General features: G+C 69.6%; 4 protein-coding genes and 1 tRNA gene. 1 reads left to right on the top strand and 4 read right to left on the bottom strand.

The window, feature by feature from the left end; genetic code table 11:
• Positions 1–126: 126 nt before the first annotated feature.
• From DIZ26_RS00450 to DIZ26_RS00435, 4 genes are all read right to left on the bottom strand, one after another.
• Positions 127–12,162 (bottom strand): non-ribosomal peptide synthetase/type I polyketide synthase, encoded by a 12,036-nt coding sequence (locus tag DIZ26_RS00450; protein WP_112236566.1) that lies wholly within the window; start codon positions 12,160–12,162, stop codon positions 127–129.
• Positions 12,163–12,681: 519 nt separating this feature from the next.
• Positions 12,682–12,753: transfer RNA gene (locus DIZ26_RS00445), tRNA-Val, on the bottom strand.
• A gap of 33 nt (positions 12,754–12,786) precedes the next feature.
• The gene (locus DIZ26_RS00440) at positions 12,787–13,263 is read right to left on the bottom strand and encodes a peroxiredoxin (RefSeq protein ID WP_112236565.1); all 477 of its coding nucleotides are present in this window, start codon (positions 13,261–13,263) and stop codon (positions 12,787–12,789) included.
• Positions 13,264–13,270: 7 nt separating this feature from the next.
• Positions 13,271–13,717, bottom strand: coding sequence for a DUF3052 domain-containing protein (locus DIZ26_RS00435; protein WP_112236564.1), 447 nt, complete (start codon positions 13,715–13,717; stop codon positions 13,271–13,273).
• A 298-nt stretch (positions 13,718–14,015) separates the two neighbouring features.
• Between DIZ26_RS00435 and aceE the strand changes: the two genes are divergently transcribed.
• A complete protein-coding gene (gene aceE / locus DIZ26_RS00430) occupies positions 14,016–16,745 on the top strand; it encodes a pyruvate dehydrogenase (acetyl-transferring), homodimeric type (protein WP_232828058.1) in 2,730 nt (909 codons plus the stop codon).
• Positions 16,746–16,793 lie beyond the last annotated feature (48 nt).

Here is a 16,793-nt window from a genome sequence, read left to right as displayed (position 1 = left end):
CCCCGCGCACTGAGCGACAACCCGTGTGCCGCTTGGGTGTGCTCCGCTTCTCGTGACGGGGTTACCCCATTCCCACAACAGTGGGTGAACCCCGACAGCAGGAGTCCAGCCCTCATCGCGGTGACGTCAGGCCTTGAGCCACTCCGGCTCGGGGAGGCGGGCGCGGTCCAGCTTGCCGCTGGCGTCGAGCGGGAGTTCCTCGATCGGGATCAGGTCGGCCGGGACCAGGTAGATCGGCAGTTCCTTGGTGAGTTCGAGCAGTAACCGCGCCAGTACTGCGGGGTCGCTGTCCTCGAGTACGACGTACCCGATCAGGCAGGTGTCGCCGGCCGGATCCGTGTTGGCCACCACGACCGCGTCCACCACGCCGGGCAGGTCGGCGAGCACGTATTCGGTCTCACCCGGCTCCACCCGGTGACCACGGATCTTCACCTGGTCGTCGACCCGGCCGAGGTAGTCCAGCGTGCCGTCGGTCCGCCAGCGGCCGAGATCCCTGGTGCGATAGAGCCGCCCACCCGGATGCGCCGGGTCGTCGACGAACGCCGCCTCGGTCTCGTCCGGTCGGCCGAGGTAGCCCTGGGCAACGGAAGCGCCACCCAGATGGATCTCGCCGATCGCACCGACCGGTACCGGGCGGAGCGCCTCGTCGAGTAGCCGGACCACCACGCCGTCGATGGGCCGCCCGATCGACGGCCGCTCCTCGGCCGGGTCGACCTGGTGGATCGTGGTCACCACCGACGCCTCGGTGGGCCCGTACTCGTTGTAGAGCACGCAGTCGGGATGCGCCGCCAGGAACTCCTTGATCCCATGGGTCAGCACCATCGCCTCGCCGCCCGCGACGATCTCGCGCAGCGCCGGCAACCTCGGCAGCTCGGGCATCGTCGCCAGCAGCGCGGTCAACGGGGTGAACGTCATGAACAGCCGCTCCACCTCGTACTTCGTGAGCGCGGCGACCACCTCGTCGGGGTCATACCGGTCGTCTTCGCCGATCACCACGAGCGCCGCACCGGACGCGAGTGCGGTGAACAGCTCCTGCACGTGGACGTCGAACCCGAACGAGGTCCACTGCAACGTCCGCAGCGAGCGCCTCGTCCGCAGGTAGTGCCGGACCAGGTTGACGGGGCCGCGGTGCGGTACCGCGACGCCCTTCGGGTTACCGGTCGAGCCGGACGTGTAGATGCAGTAGGCAACATCATCGGCCGCGGCACGCACCGGCGGTGCCTGCTTGGCCCGCGGATCCCCGTCGACAGCAGTCACCGGAACGAGTCGCAGCCCGAGCCGATCGGCCAGCGCCGCGTCGTCCCCGACCAACGCGACCGCCCCAGAGTCGGCGACCATGAACGACCACCGCGACTCCGGTACGCCCGGGTCCAACGGGAGGTAGGCCGCGCCGGACTTGAGCACGGCGAGGACGGCGATCACCAGCTCGGCACCACGAGCCACCCGTACGGCGACCAGCTGGCCCGGCTTGACGCCGAGGTCCACCAACTGCCAGGCGACCGCGTTCGATCGACGGTTCAACTCGGCGTACGTCAACTCCCGGTCGCCCTGAATGACGGCGACCGCGTCGGGGGTCCTGGCGACCTGCTGCTCGAACAACGTGTGCAAACCGCTGAGCTCACCGGCGACCACGGCGTTCCGGCGTACGCGACCGATCGGGCCTGACGGTGCCGGCTCCCCTTCGAGCTCGTTGAGGAGTACGCGGTCGGCTTCGATCGGGAGCATCAGGTCGGGCAGGCTCAGTTCCGGGTCGGCGATCGCGCGGCGCAGTACGGCTTCGAGGTAGTGCAGGACGCGCTCGATGGTCGCCTGGTCGAACAGGCCGGACCGATAGTCCGCAGTACAGCGGATGCCGCCGGGGTGATGCGCGAGGCGAAGCCGCAGATCGAGGCCGGGCGCCAGGTCGTCGTCACCGGGCTCGAACTCGACCAGGACCTGGAAGAGCGGATCCTGCTCCAGTACGGCGAGGTCGACGCTCGCGTGGTCGAAAGCGGCGATCGTGATCTCACCGACCCGCTGCGCAAGATCACCGAGCTGCGGCTCGCCGGACAGGTCGATGCGAAGCGGAAGCGCGCGGGTTCCTCTCGTGGAGGTGTTCTTCGCGCCGCGAAGAGGCGCCGTGCCGATGGTGATGTCATCCTGCGCCGCAAACCGCCCGAGCACCGTGCCAACAGCCGCCAGCATCGTCATCAACGGACTGACCCGCCGCTCCCGACTGAACACGAAAATCGCGTCGCCCAGCTCGGAATCAAGCTCCAGCGCTGCGGAGGCAACCTCGGGCCGCGCCGCAGGCCGCGGCTGATCGGTCGGCAAAACCAGCGGCTGCGCCCCCGCCAACATCCCCCGCCAGAACGCCAGATCACCACCCCGCCTCTCCTTCGCACCCTCCGCATCCTTGCCCCCCGCTACCTCCGCGCCCCCAGCGGCCACCTTTGCCCCCTCGGCGCCCCCAGCGACTACCTTTGCGCTCTCGCTGTCCTCCCCCGCTGCTGCCTCCACGCCCTTCGCGACCGCGCTCCCCGCCGCCCCAGCTTCCTCCGCGGCCCCGGCGTCCTTCGCAACCCGCGCTTCCGTCGCGACCGCGCTCTCCGCGGCCCCGGCGCCCTTCGCAACCCGCGCTTCCGTCGCGACCGCGCTCTCCGCCGCCCCGGCGCCCTTCGCAACCCGCGCTTCCGTCGCGACCGCGCTCTCCGCCGCCCCGGCGCCCTTGGCAACCCGCGCTTCCGTCGCGACCGCGCTCTTTGCTGCCCTCGCCTCGCCCGTTGTCTCCGCGGCGTCGGCGATCCCCGCCTCGCCCAACGTCCCCGCGTCGCCAGCAGCCTGCGGGTTCGCCGTGCCCGCGTTCTTCGTGTTCGGGTCGGTGGCGGTTGATTCTTCAGCGCTGGTTGGCTTTTCAGCGCGCGTCTGCTGGGTGGATTCGTTGAGGAGGGCGAGTTGTTCGTGCATCAGCTTGGTGACGCCGTCGACCAGCTGACCGGCGACGCGCAACTGCTGCGACATCAAAGCCGCCATCCCCGAACCAGGTAGATCAGCCGCACTCGTCGCCGCCGCGGCAGCGTCGACCTTCGCCGCCAGTTCCGCCAGCCCAGACCCGAGCACAGCCAACGCCGTCCGCGAATCCTTCCCCCCAGCAGCACCAGCCCCAGCAGCACCCGCCCCAGCAGCACCAGCCCCAGCAGCACCCGCCCCAGCAGCACCCGCCTTAGCAGCACCCGCCTTAGCAGCACCCGCGTCAGCACCACGCGCCTCAGCACCACCCGCCTTAGCGCCACCGGCCTCAGCACCACCGGCCTCAGCAGCGCCCGCCTCGCCAGCATCCGCCTCAGCAGCATCCGCCTCAGCGCCACCCGTGTCGTCGGTACGCGCGTCGCCGGCACCCGCCTCGTCCGCCCGCGCCTTCTCCGGCACCGCCTGCCGCAGCAGGTCCAGCGGATCGACCGCACCATCGGAAAGGTTGCGCGAGGCAACAGCCGACGCAAGCTTGTGCGGCGTATCCAGCTCGTCGAACAGCTCACTCACCGCCAGTTCGACCCCGAACCGCTGCCCAACCTCCTCAACCACCCGCAGCATCGACAACGAATCCGCACCCAGTTCGGCGAACGTGTGATCCACCGTCACGTCATACGGATCAAGCCCCAACTGCTCCCCAGTCAGATCGAGTACGACGGCCAGCGAATCCCGGTACCTCTCCGCCACCTCATCCGCAGCACGGGCACCTCCGCCAGGCGTCTCCACCTCGGCCGCCTGCTCGCCCAAGGCCGACGACCCAACACCGCTCGCCACCTGAGGCACAGCCGCCTGCCCGCCGTCCCCCGACGACTCGGCGCCGGCCAGCCCCTCGCCCTCAACCACCCGCTCGTCGTCACCCGACGACTCGACCGCACCCGCAGACGCAGACCCGGCGTCACTCGAAGAGTCGGCCGCATCCGCGGACGCAGACTCGGCGTCGCTCGGCGACTCAGCGTCGTCCGGGGACCCGAACTCGGCTACCGCCTCGCCGTCGCTCGAAGAGTCGACACCGACCCGCGCCTCGACCGCATCGGACGACTCGGGCTCGCTCGCTTGCTCGCGGTCGCTCGGCGGCTCGATCTCGTCCGGCGACTTGAGCTCGACCACAGGGTCCGGATCGGCGTCGCTCGACTGCTCGGCACCGTCACGCGACTCGGCTTCGGCCGATTGCCCATTGTCGCTCGACGACTCGACGCCCATCAGCGACTCGGCTTCATCGGACGACTCGGGCTCGCTTGCTTGCTCGCGGTCGCTCGGCGGCTCGACCTCCGGCGACTTGGGCTCGACCACAGGGTCCGGATCGGCGTCGCTCGACGGCTCGGCAGCGTCACGCGACTCGGCTTCGGCCGATTGCCCATCGTCGCTCGACGACTCGACGCCCATCGGCGACTCGGCTTCATCGGACGACTCGGGCTCGCTCGGTTGCTCGCGGTCGCGCGCTTGCTCGCGGTCGCTCGGTGGCTCGACGACAGCCAGTGACTCCGCTTCGAGCGCCTGTTCGGCGTCGCTCGACGGCTCGGTGGTGGGCGGGGTCTCGGTGGTTGCTGGGGTGGGGGCGGCTTTGAGTTCGGCGGGTTTGGCGGGGTGGGTGTTTTCTGCGGGGAGGGCGAACGGGGAGTGTTCTTCGGGCTCCTCGGGGGTTTGTTCGGTGAAGCCGTTCGAGCTCGGCGGGTCGAGGGGGATCTTCTTCAGTGCTGGGCGGAAGCGCGCTTCGCCACCCTCGGCACGCATGACCGGGCGCGCCGCAGTACCGAGGTCTGTTGCTCCGGGCAATGAAGATGCGACGGGTGCCGCGAGTGGGGTGCTGGTGGTGTCGACCGGGTGGTGGACGCGGCGGAACGGGTAGAGCGGCAGAGGTACGCGGCCGGCGTTCGGGTAGACCTTTGACCAGGCGATCTCGGTGCCTTGCGCGTACAGCTCGGCGAGGCCGTTCATCGTCGCGAGGACCGGGTCCTGGCCGAGGCGTTGCGCGGGGATCCAGGTGCTGTTCGGCGCGATCCGCCGGCCCGCGGGGCTGAGTACTGCGTCCGGCCCGAGCTCCAGGAACCGACGGCACCCGGCCGCGGTCAACGCCTCCACCGCGTCACCGAACAACACCGGCTGCCGCAACTGCCCGACCAGGTAGTCGCTGTCGAGCGCAGTACCGCTCTCGAGCAGTTCACCGGACCAGCTCGACACCATCGGCATCCGCAGCGGACGCAGCGAGATCTGTGCGACCACGTCGGCGAACTCGCCAAGAATCGGATCCACCAGCGAGCTGTGGAACGCCCGATCGACGTCCAGCCGCTGCCACGACACCTCGAGCCGGTCGAGCTGCTCGGCGAGCTGCCCGACGATCACCTCAGTACCGGTGAGCACGAACGACTGCGGTCCGTTGCCTGCGGCAATCTCCACGCCAGAGGACTGCGCGAGCTCGCGTACCCGATCGGCGTCGGCACGAACCGCCACCATCGCACCCGGTACCGTCCCGCGCTGCATGAGTTCGCCGCGCTTAGCTGTCAGCCGTACGCCGTCCGCCAGCGACAGCGCGCCGGCCACGCACAATGCGGCGTACTCGCCAACGCTGTGTCCCACAACCAGCGCGGGCTGCACACCGAACGACTGCCAGAGCCGCGCCAACGCGACCTCGAAGGCGAACAACGCGGGCTGAGCCGTCTCAGTCGGCCACACGCCTTCTGACCCGCCAGCGGGTGTCAGTAGGAGCTCCAGCAGGCTGCCGCCGAACTCCTCGGCGTACACCTTGTCGCACTCGTCCAGCACCGACCGGAAGACCGGGAACCGCGCAGCGAGCCCTGCAGCCATCCCGCGACGGGCAGCACCCTGGCCGGTGAAGGCGAAGCCAAGTGGGCCGGGCCCACCGCGCGGTACGGCGACGGCTTGCGCAGTACCGAGTGCCTCGGCCAGCTCCTCTTCGGACGCGCCCGTCACGGCTACGCGATGACGGTGGGCCTGCCGGCCGAGCGCCGCAGTACTAGCGAGGTCGATGAGGCGGTGGCCGGTGCCGTGCTCCAAGTCGGCGCGGAACAGCTCAACGAGTTCGGTGAGCGCCTCAGGGTCCGGCGCCGACAGCGGGAGGACGACAGGGCCGTCGTCGCCACGGCGTACCTGCCGAGGTGCTTCTTCGAGGATGACGTGTGCGCTGGTCCCGCCGACATCGAGCGCGCTGACGCCGGCGCGCAACGGCGTACCGGATTCCCACTCGCGCAGCTCGGTACCGATCACGAACGGGCTGTTGGTGATCGGGAGTTCGGGATCGACCTTGGTGTGGTTGATGGTCGGGACGAGCGTGCGGTGCTGCAACATCAGCACGGTCTTGATCAACCCGGCCATGCCGGCGGCGCTGTCGAGGTGGCCGATGTTCGGCTTGACCGAACCGATCGTGCAGAAGCCGACCTTGTCGGTGTGCTTGCGCAGTACGGTCGCGAGCGCGCGGAACTCGCGGGCGTCCTCGACGGCGGTCCCCGTCGCGTTCGCCTCGATGTAGCTGATCGAATCGGCTGGTACGCCGGACTTCTCCAGCGCGTGCTCGATCAGGTCGGCCTGATCGGTCTCGTTGCTGACAGCGGAGCCGCGGATCACGGCGTACACGGTGTCGCCGTCCTTGACCGCCTGGTCGAGACGCTTGAGGAGGACCGCCGCGACACCGTTGCCGCCGACGGTGCCATCGGCGGCGGCGTCGAAGACCCGGACATGCCCGGTCGGCGACAGGATCGACTCCGGGCTCGGGTGATAACCCGTTGCCTGCGGCACGTGTACTGCGGCGGCACCGGCGAGGGCGAGATCCGCGTCGCCCGACCGCAACGCCTGGCAGGCAAGGTGAACCGCGACCAGTGACGACGACCACGCAGCCTGTACGCCGATGGCCGGGCCGGTGAGTCCGAGGCGGTAGGCGACTCTGGTCGCGAGGAAGTCCGGCGGCTGGTTCTGCTGGGTGTAGAGGTTCATCCCGGAGCCGGCGAAGATGCCGATCCGACCGGCCGCTCCGGCGTGACCGCCGTGTTCGAGCGCGTGCTGGCAGACCTCGAGGAAGATCCGCTGCGCCGGGTCGGTCAGCTCTGCCTCGCGGTCGCTCAGGCCGAAGAACTCGGCGTCGAACGACTCCACGTCGTCGAGCGCACCACTCACCGCCACCAGCTCTTCGTTGCCGAAGGCATCTTTCGCGCCGCCGACCTCGTCCGGGGTGAACCGGCGCAGACTCTCCACCCCGCCGGCCAGGTTGTCCCAGAACTGCTCCAGCGTGTCCGCACCCGGGAACCGCGCGGCCAACCCGATGATCGCGATCGGCTCGGCCACCTGCTTCTTGGCCGGCTTTCTTGCCGGTTTGCCCTGGCTTCGCACCTGCTCAGTCGAATGCGCCGCCGCCGTACTGCGGAACTCGTCGGCATGCCGCTCCAGGTAGTTGCTCAAAGCAAGAATCGACCCCTGCTCGAACATCACCGCCCGCGGAAACTCGATCCCCAGCACATCCTGCAACCGCGTATGCACCCGAACCATGGCAACGGAGTCGACGCCCAGCCCGATCAACCCGGTCCGCTCGTCGACGTCCTCGCCCAACACGCCACGAAATACCCCAACAACATCCGCAACCCACGCGCCCGCACTCCCGACACCGGCCGCCACGACCTCGGGCGCCGCTACACCTTCGGCGAAGTCGTCCCCTGCTGCAGCCCCACCAACAACCGCAACCTTTGCCGCGACCCCAGACTCCCCTTCACCGTCACCGGTCCCAACCAAGCCTTCATCGGTTCCAACCTCAGCTTCAGCAGCTCCGCCCCCAGCCTCACCAGCTTCGCCCACCACCTGCTCAGCTGCGGTCGACACCTCGTCGGAGTCGGCGACCAGCTCGCCGGACTCGGCCGAGAGCTGGTCGGAGTCGGCTGACAGCTCGCCGGACTCGGTCGACGGCTCGTCCGACTCCGCGGGCGGCTCGTCGGATGCGGCGGGCGGCTGCTCGGAGTCAGCTGAGGGCTCGTCGGACGCAGCCGGCGACTCGTCGGACTCAGTCGGGGGCTCATCGGCTTTGGCCGAGACCTCGTCGGACTCGGTCGACGGTTCGTCGGATGCGGCGGCCGGCTCGTCGGATGCGGCGGGCCGCTCCTCGGAGTCAGCCGAGGCCTCGTCGGACTCGGCCGATGACTCGTTGGACTCGGTCGATGGCTCATCGGCCTTAGCGGAGACCTCGTCCGATTCGACGGCAGCGTCAATCGCCTCGGCGATCTCCTCGGCACCTGACGCAGCCGAAGACTCGACCTTCATCGATGCGCCGACTTCTTCCGCGTCAGCCTCGACACCCGGTTCGGTACGCTCAGCATCCGCAGCCCGTTCAGTGGGCTCAGCGTCGGCGACTTGTTCCGCAGGCTCACCATCGAGGGTCGGTACATCGGCCGCTCTCGTCACGGCAGCCGGCGCGGCCTCCACCGACTCGGCAATCTCGGTGGGCTCAGCATCTGCAGACGCCGCGGCAACAGCCGACTCCACACCCTCGGTCGCTACCGTGCGCGCAGCATCCGCAGACACGACGGCAACAGCCGACTCGACAGCCTCGGCCGCTTCCGTGCGCGCAGCAACTGCAGACACGACGGCAACAGCCGACTCAACACCCTCGGTCGCTTCCGTGGGCTCAGCGTCGGCGGACCGCTTAGTAGGTTCGCCTCTGGGAGTCGGCACATCGGCTTCGGCCGCCACGGCAGGAGAGTCGCTTGCTTCCGACGGTTCGGCGTCGGCCGGCGGCTCACCGGCTTCGCCCTCGGGCGCGCCTCCATCGGCCTCGCTCGCCACGGCAGCAGGAGCAGACTCCGCCGCCTCATCGCCGACCGGCGCGTTTGCCTCGACGGCAGGCTCCGGCCCGGTCGACTCAGCGGTTCCGGCGATCTCCGACGGCTCGACATCCGCAGAGGCGACAACCTCGACCAGCGCAGCAGACTCGGTCGCTTCCGTCAGCTCACCCTCGGCAGCCGCTTGCCTCGACCCAGCGTCAACAACCGGTTCGGTGGACTCCGCATCGACAACCGGTTCCGTGGGCCCCGCGGCAACAACCGGTTCGGTGGTTCCCGCGTCAACAACCCGTTCCGTGGGCTCCGCATCGACAGCCGGTTCGGTGGGCCCAGCGTCAACAACCGGATCCGTGGAGTCCGCATCGACAGCCGGTTCCGTGGGCTCACCGTCGACAACCGGCGCATTCGCCCCGCTCGTCACGGCAGCCGGCTCAGATTCCCCCGACTCGGCAATCTCGGCCGGCTCGTCATCTTCAGACGCGACGGCAACGCTCGACTCGCCACGCTCGGCATCCGCAGCGGCGACCTCGGTCGGCTCAGCAATCTCCGTCGCTTCCGTCGGCTCTGCCTCGGCGGTTTCCGCGGGCTCAGCGTCGGCGGCCTCCGCCGGCCAACCATCGGCAATCGACGCATCAGCCTCACCTGCGATGTCGGTCGGCTCGGGGCCTGTCGACTCGGCGGTCTCTGACGGTCCGGCGATCTCGGAGGGCTCGACCTTCGCAGAGGCGGCGGCCTCGGCAGGCTCAGCCGCTTCCGTGAGCTCAGCGTCGGCGGCAGGTGCCTCCACCTCGTTTGACGCGGTGAGAAGCTCGGACTCGGGGGCCGCGGCCGCTTCCGCGGGCTCAGCGGCGGGAGCAGGCGCCTCGGGCTCGTTCGGCGCAGTGAGCGGGTCGGGCTCGGCTGCGGCGGTTGGCTTCTCGGGCTCCGCGTCCGCAGCAGGGGCCTCCACCTCGTTCGGCGCGGTGAGGGGCTCGGGGTCGGGGGCCTCGGTTGGTTGCGTGGGCTCAGCCCCGGCAGCTTCCGCGGGCTCAGCGTCGGCGGCAGATGCCTCCACCTTGTTCGACGCGGTGAACGGGTGGGGCTCGGCGGCCTCGGCCGCTTCCGTGGGGTCAGCGGCGGGAGCAGGCGCTTCCGGCCCGTCCGACGCGGTGAGCGGGTCGGGCTCGACGAACTCGGTTAGGTTCTCGGGCGCAGCGTCGGCAGCGGCTGTCTCGACCTCGTTCGGCGCGGTGAGCGGGTCGGGGTTGGGGGACTCGGTTGGTTGCTGGGGGTCAGCTTCGGGCGCCTTGGCGTCGGCGAGTTGGGGCGGGTCGGTCGGTTCGGGGTCGGTCGATGGGTGGCCGGCTTCTGGGGTTTCCGGGGTGATTGGCTCGGGGCGCCAGGCGTCTGCAGGCGGCTCGGTGGGGTTTGGGGGTGGGGTGGTGGTGTGGCGGTTGGCGCCGAGGGTGGGGCGTTGGGGTGGGGTGGGGATGGAGTCGGCGAGGGTACGGCGCCAGGCGAGGCGGACGACCGGGAGTTCGGTTGTCTGCTCGGAGTCGTCCTCGGCGGCGGCGGGCGCGTCGTACGGGGTGTTCGCGCGGAGCGGTTCGCCGTACGGGGAGTTGGGGGCGTTGAGGCTGCCGTCGATGAAGCGTTGCTTGAGCAGCGGGCGGAGGATCTTGCCGCCGGGGGTGGTCGGGAAGTGGCGGCGCGGTACGCCGACGACCTGAGCCGTGAGTTTGAGGCGGTCGTGCAGGATCCCCCGGATCGCCTCGGCTACAGCGTCAGGTGAGCCCTCCTCAAAGGGTTCGGTGGTGGCGAAGAAGACGACGAGTCGTTCGGTGCCGGACGAGGCGTCGGCGATGCCGCAGGCGGCGACCAGGCCGAGTTCGGCGCCGGGCACGGAGGCGGCGACGGTCTCGATGTCGTGGGCGTAGTAGTTCTGGCCGTTCAGGATGATGCGTTCGGAGTCGCGGCCGGTGATGACGACCTGGCCGCCGGTGATGAACGCCTGGTCGCCGGTCGCCAGCCACTTGCGGGCCGGCCAGTTCCCGGCGGGGAAGGCGGCCCGGTCGGCGTCGGGGTTGCCGAGGTACCCAGGCGTGACCCGGGCCGAGGCGATCTGGAGCTGGCCGATCCGGCCTTCGGGCAGTACGGCGCCGTTGGGGCCGACGATGCGCACGGTCGCGCCGGGCGCCGGCGTACCGACGGAAACCAGCGAGAGTACACCGGGAGCTTCCGCCCGCGTCTTGCCGGGCCGCGCGACGGCGACCTTGCCGGCCGTGGCCCGCTGGTCGACCCATTCGACGACGCCGGTCGGTGGGATCCGGACGCGGTGGACGTTCGGCGTCAGGCCGGGCCGGGCGAACGTGATCCCGGTGACCGTCTCGGTCATCCCCCAGGCCGCGACGAAGGTCTCCGGTACGACGCCGAAGCGGTTCGTCAGCCTCAGGAACTCGCTCATCACCGGGACCGTGATCTGCTCGCCGCCGCTGACCAGGCTGCGCAGCGCGGACAGATCCCAATGGCGATCGGGCTCGCCGGCGATCGCGGCGGTGACGAGGCGGTAGCCGAAGTTGGGCGCCCAGGAGTGGTTGACCCGGTGAGCGTCCATCAGGTCGAGCCAGCGGAGCGGGTTCGACAGCACCCAGTCGGTCGCGACGTGGATGTTGGTGCAGCCCGCGAACACCGGCAGCAGGTGGTACAGCAGGAACGCGCCGCTGTGGTCGAGCGGCAGCCAGTTCAGCGTGGTCTGCCCGGGCCGGACCGGCAGCATCGCCGGCGTACCGGCGGCGAACTCGACGAGGCCGCGATGCGTGAGCTGGATGATCTTCGGCGTACCGGTGCTGCTGCCGGAGGACATCATCAGTACTGCGACGTCGTCGGCGGCCGGCCGGTGGAACTCCGAGGTCGGCTCGTGTCCGGCCAGCGCGTCCGGATCGAGGACCGGAAGCCCGAGGTCGTCCGGCAGGTCCGACGGACGGCCGATGAGCACGGTCCAGCCGAGCAGATCGGTGACCTTGCGGAGCCGCTCGCGACCCTCCTCGGTCCGGTCGCCCTCGGCGGCCGGGGCCATCAGCAGCGGCCTGATGCCGCCGAGCGTGCAGGCCCAGAACGCGGCGAAGAACCCCACCGGCTCGGTGCAGTGCACGACGGCCGGATCACCAGCCCGTACGCCGTTCGCGCGCAGGCCGGCCAGGATCCGGGCCGCGAGCTCGAGGAGCGTCGGGAAGTCGAGCCGGGTCTCGCGGCCGTCCGGGCCGATCTCGACGACGCCCGACGTACCGAAGTCGCGGGCGGCCCGCAGCAGCGCGCTGGGCAGGTCGCGCGGGTACCCGGCGGGGATCATCAACGCCGGCCCGGTACTGATCGCCGGCCGATCCGCCCCGTTCCTCACCACACGACCACCGCCGCACGGGACGAGGCGACCACCGCCGCGCGGGTCGGGGCGAGCACCGCGGCGGGGGTCGGGGTGGGCCCGGGGACCGCAGCGAGCGGCGGAGCTGGTGCGAGGGCAGGCCGCGGGAGTGCGGCGGGCTCCGCAGGTTCAGCGGAGGCGCCAGCCAGTCGGCGACCCACGGACACGCGCCTCCCCAACTGGACGGAGCCGGGCTCAGGGCATACCCGTCTCGCTAGCTCTCACCGACAGAACAGGCCCCGTAAAACCGCCGGCCGAAGCGAGTCCGTCACCGGGCACACCCGGTGCGTCATCGTCCGACCGACAGCCGTGAACCCTACCAGCCGACAACGGGCCTGGCAGAGTCAGTTCCGGCAGCCGAAGGTTAAGAATCAACCCGTCGGCTACTAACGGTGTCAACGAGCGTCGAAGGCTTGCGATACGTGATCGAAGGGAACGTCCGCAGTGCGGTCAGATCGCACCGTGGAGGCCCTCCAGAGGGCCCGCAAAGGGAGTTGGGAGTGGGCGCTGAGGGGATCGAACCCCCGACATCTTCCTTGTAAGGGAAGCGCTCTACCGCTGAGCTAAGCGCCCTGGAACTACTGCTTGCCGAACCGAGCGAGGAGTCTATCCGAGACCGGGGCGAAGTTCCGCCAAGGCCCTGGCGTAGTCGTTCGGGTCGCGGGCCTCGGCGATGCCTTTGACGATCGACCACCGAATCACACCTGCCTGGTCGATCACGAACGTCCCGCGCGCCGCACAACCCCGGTCGGCGTCGAAGACCCCGTACTGCGAGGCGATGGCCCCGTGCGGCCAGAAATCGGTCAGCAGACCGAATTCGAGCCCGGAGGCGTCGGCGTACGCCCGCAGTGTGTACATCGGGTCGCAGGAGACCGCCAGGATCTCCGCGGCGGCGGCGAGGTCCGGCCGGTCGCGCAGCGCGGTCAACTCGCTCGTGCACACCCCGCTGAAGGCATACGGGTAGAACACCAGCACGACGTCCCGCCGGTCCCGGAAATCCGAGAGCCGGAGGGATTCGCCGTGCTGGTTGCGGGCGACGAAGTCCGGTGCCTGGCTGCCGACCGCGGGGACGGCAGCGGTCACCGGCGGATCACTTCTTGACCCGGGGCGACTTCGGCATCATCAGCTTGGTGGCCGACCAGTCCTCGGTCGGGCTCAGGCTGCTGGTCGTGGACAGTCCGGCGGTCGGTGCGGCTTCGGCGATCTCGCTGGCGTCGACGTAGCCCTCGCGGCCGACCTTCGGGGTCATCAGCCAGACCACGCCGCCGGCCTTCAGATCGGTCAGCACGTCGAAGAGGGCATCCACCAGGTCACCGTCGTCCTCCCGGAACCACAGCAGGACGGCGTCGACCACCTCGTCGGTGTCTTCGCCGGCGAACTGCTCACCGGTCAGTTCCTGGATGGCGTCGCGGAAGTCCTCGTCGCAGTCGTCGTCGTAGCCGAGCTCCTGCACGACCCAGCCGGTCTCCAAACCGAGCCGGGCAGCGATGTTGGGCTCGCCGCTCTTGCCGTCCGCGTGGTCCGCGGTCGCGCTCACGTGTCCTCCTCCGTCGTCCCCACCTTCGCGGGGGTAGGCGTCAGTAGCAGTAGTCCATCGTGGCCTACCGCGTCGCGCAAGTATGCACGAGGGTTCCGTGACGTGTCCGGTATGCGCGTGCCGTGGACGTTCCGTGTCCGCTGCGACCCGGCCCCGGCGGCCGGAAAGTGCATCGTTGTGGATGCAAAGTAGAACGCATTCCGAACAGGTGACAGGATTGCCGGGAGGACCGACCTAGAGAGAACGGCAGGACACCGTGGCTTCCGGACACGAACCACCAGCCATCATCACCGAGGGGATGCCGACCCAGCTCCCCGACATCGACCCCGACGAAACTCGTGAATGGGTCGAATCGCTCGACGCCGTGCTGGACGAACGCGGCAAGGGCCGGGCGCGCTACCTGATGCTCAAGCTGATCGAGCGGGCCCGGGAGCGACAGGTCGGGGTGCCCGCGCTGCGCAGTACCGACTACATCAACTCGATCCCGCCCGAGCGGGAGCCGTGGTTCCCCGGTGACGAGCACATCGAGCGGCGGATCCGGGCCTTCATCCGGTGGAACGCCGCGGTGATGGTCAGCAAGGCCAACCGCAAGGGCCTCGAGGTCGGCGGTCACATCGCCACCTACCAGTCCGCGGCCAGCCTGTACGAGGTCGGTTTCAACCACTTCTTCCGCGGCAAGGATCACCCCGGTGGCGGTGACCAGATCTTCATCCAGGGTCACGCCTCCCCCGGGATGTACGCGCGCGCCTTCCTCGAGGGCCGGCTCAGCGCCGACCAGCTCGACGGCTTCCGCCAGGAGGTCTCCCGGGGCGCGCACAAGGGCCTGTCGTCGTACCCGCATCCGCGGCTGATGCCGGACTTCTGGGAGTACCCGACGGTCTCGATGGGGCTCGCGGCGCTGGACTCGATCTACCAGGCCCGCTTCAACCGGTACCTGCACCACCGCGGCATCAAGGACACCAGCCAGCAGCACGTCTGGGCGTTCCTCGGTGACGGCGAGATGGGCGAGCCGGAGTCGCTCGGCGCGATCGGCCTGGCCGCCCGCGAGGAGCTGGACAACCTCACCTTCGTGATCAACTGCAACCTGCAGCAGCTGGACGGCCCGGTCCGCGGCAACGGCAAGGTGATCCAGGAGCTGGAGGCGTTCTTCCGCGGTGCGGGCTGGAACGTCATCAAGGTGATCTGGGGCCGCGAGTGGGACGCGCTGCTGGCGCAGGACCACGACGGCGTCCTGGTGAACAAGATGAACACCACCCCCGACGGCCAGTTCCAGACCTACTCGGTGGAGTCCGGCGACTACATCCGGAACAACTTCTTCGGCGGCGACCAGCGGCTGCAGGCAATGGTCCGCAACCTGTCCGACGAGGACCTGCGCAAGCTGCCCCGCGGCGGTCACGACTACCGCAAGGTGTACGCCGCGTTCAAGAACGCCACCGAGCACGTCGGCCAGCCGACCGTGATCCTGGCCCAGACGATCAAGGGCTGGACGATCGAGGCGCTGGAGGGCCGCAACGCGACCCACCAGATGAAGAAGCTGACCTCGGACGACCTGAAGGCCTTCCGCGACCGGCTCTACCTGCCGATCGACGACAAGGACCTCGAGGACGCCTACAACCCGCCGTACTTCCACCCCGGCACGGACTCGCCGGAGCACCAGTACATGATGGAGCGGCGCAAGCAGCTCGGCGGCTTCCTGCCCGAGCGCCGGGTCCGGCCGAAGACGCTGAAGCTTCCTGGCGACGCCGTCTACAAGCCGCTCAGCAAGGGCAGCGACAAGACCCCGGTGGCGACCACGATGGCGCTCGTCCGGCTCTTCCGCGACCTGATGAAGGACCCGGAGATCGGGCACCGGATCGTCCCGATCGCCCCGGACGAGTACCGGACCTTCGGGATGGACTCGATGTTCCCGACGGCGAAGATCTACTCGCCGCACGGGCAGACCTACGAGGCGGTCGACCGCAACCTGCTGCTGTCGTACAAGGAGTCCGAGAAGGGCCAGCTGCTGCACGAGGGCATCAGCGAGGCCGGCGCGATGGGCTCGATGATCGCTGCCGGTACGGCGTACGCGACGCACGGCGAGCCGATGATCCCGTTCTACATCTTCTACTCGATGTTCGGGTTCCAGCGCACCGGCGACCAGCTCTGGGCGCTCGGCGACCAGCTCGGCCGCGGCTTTCTGATCGGCGCCACCGCGGGCCGTACGACGCTGACCGGTGAGGGTCTCCAGCACGCCGACGGGCACTCGCCGCTGCTCGCCTCGTCGAACCCGGCCGCGGTGCACTACGACCCTGGGTTCGCCTACGAGGTCGCGCACATCGTCAAGGACGGCCTGCGCCGGATGTACGGCTACGGGCTGGACGAGAAGAAGCCCTTCGGTGAGGACGTCTTCTACTACCTGACCGTCTACAACGAGCCGGTTCCGCAGCCGGCCGAGCCGGAGAACCTCGACGTCGCGGCCCTGCTCAAGGGCATGTACCGCTTCAACGAATACGAGACGGCCGAGGGCGACGACGTACCGCGGGTGCAGTTGCTCGCGTCCGGCGTGGCGCTGCCGTGGGTCCGCAAGGCCCAGCAGATCCTCGCCGAGGAGTACTCCGTGGCCGCCGACATCTGGTCGGTCACCTCGTGGAACGAGCTGCGTCGCGACGCGATCGCCGCGGAGGAGCACAACCTGCTCCACCCCGACGAGGACGAGCGGGTGCCGTTCATCACCCAGCAGTTGAAGGACACCAAGGGCCCGGTCGTCGCGGTCAGCGACTTCATGCGCGCGGTGCAGGACCAGATCTCCCGCTGGGTGCCGAACGACTACACCTCGCTCGGGACCGACGGCTGGGGTCTGGCCGACACCCGGGCCGCTGCCCGCCGCCACTTCCACGTGGACGCCGAGTCGATCGTCGTCGCCACGCTGGAGATCCTGGCCAAGCGCGGTGACGTCAAGCGCGAGGTAGCCGCCGAGGCCGCCCGCAAGTACCGCATCGACGACCCGACCGCGGTCGCCGGCGTCAAGCAAGAGGGCGCCGGAGCCTGACGTAGTGCCGCGAAGGGCCGTCCATCGATTCGGTGGACGGCCCTTCGT

Source organism: Kribbella monticola (assembly GCF_003261635.1).
GTDB classification, from domain to species: domain Bacteria; phylum Actinomycetota; class Actinomycetes; order Propionibacteriales; family Kribbellaceae; genus Kribbella; species Kribbella monticola.
Note: the sequence above shows the minus strand (reverse complement) of the source record. Positions and strands in the feature narration are given on the sequence as shown.

What these genes read in the sequence shown, in the direction of transcription:
- aceE (WP_232828058.1), top strand. Translation starts at nt 14,016, where the DNA reads ATGCCGACCCAGCTCCCCGACATCGACCCCGACGAAACTCGTGAATGG.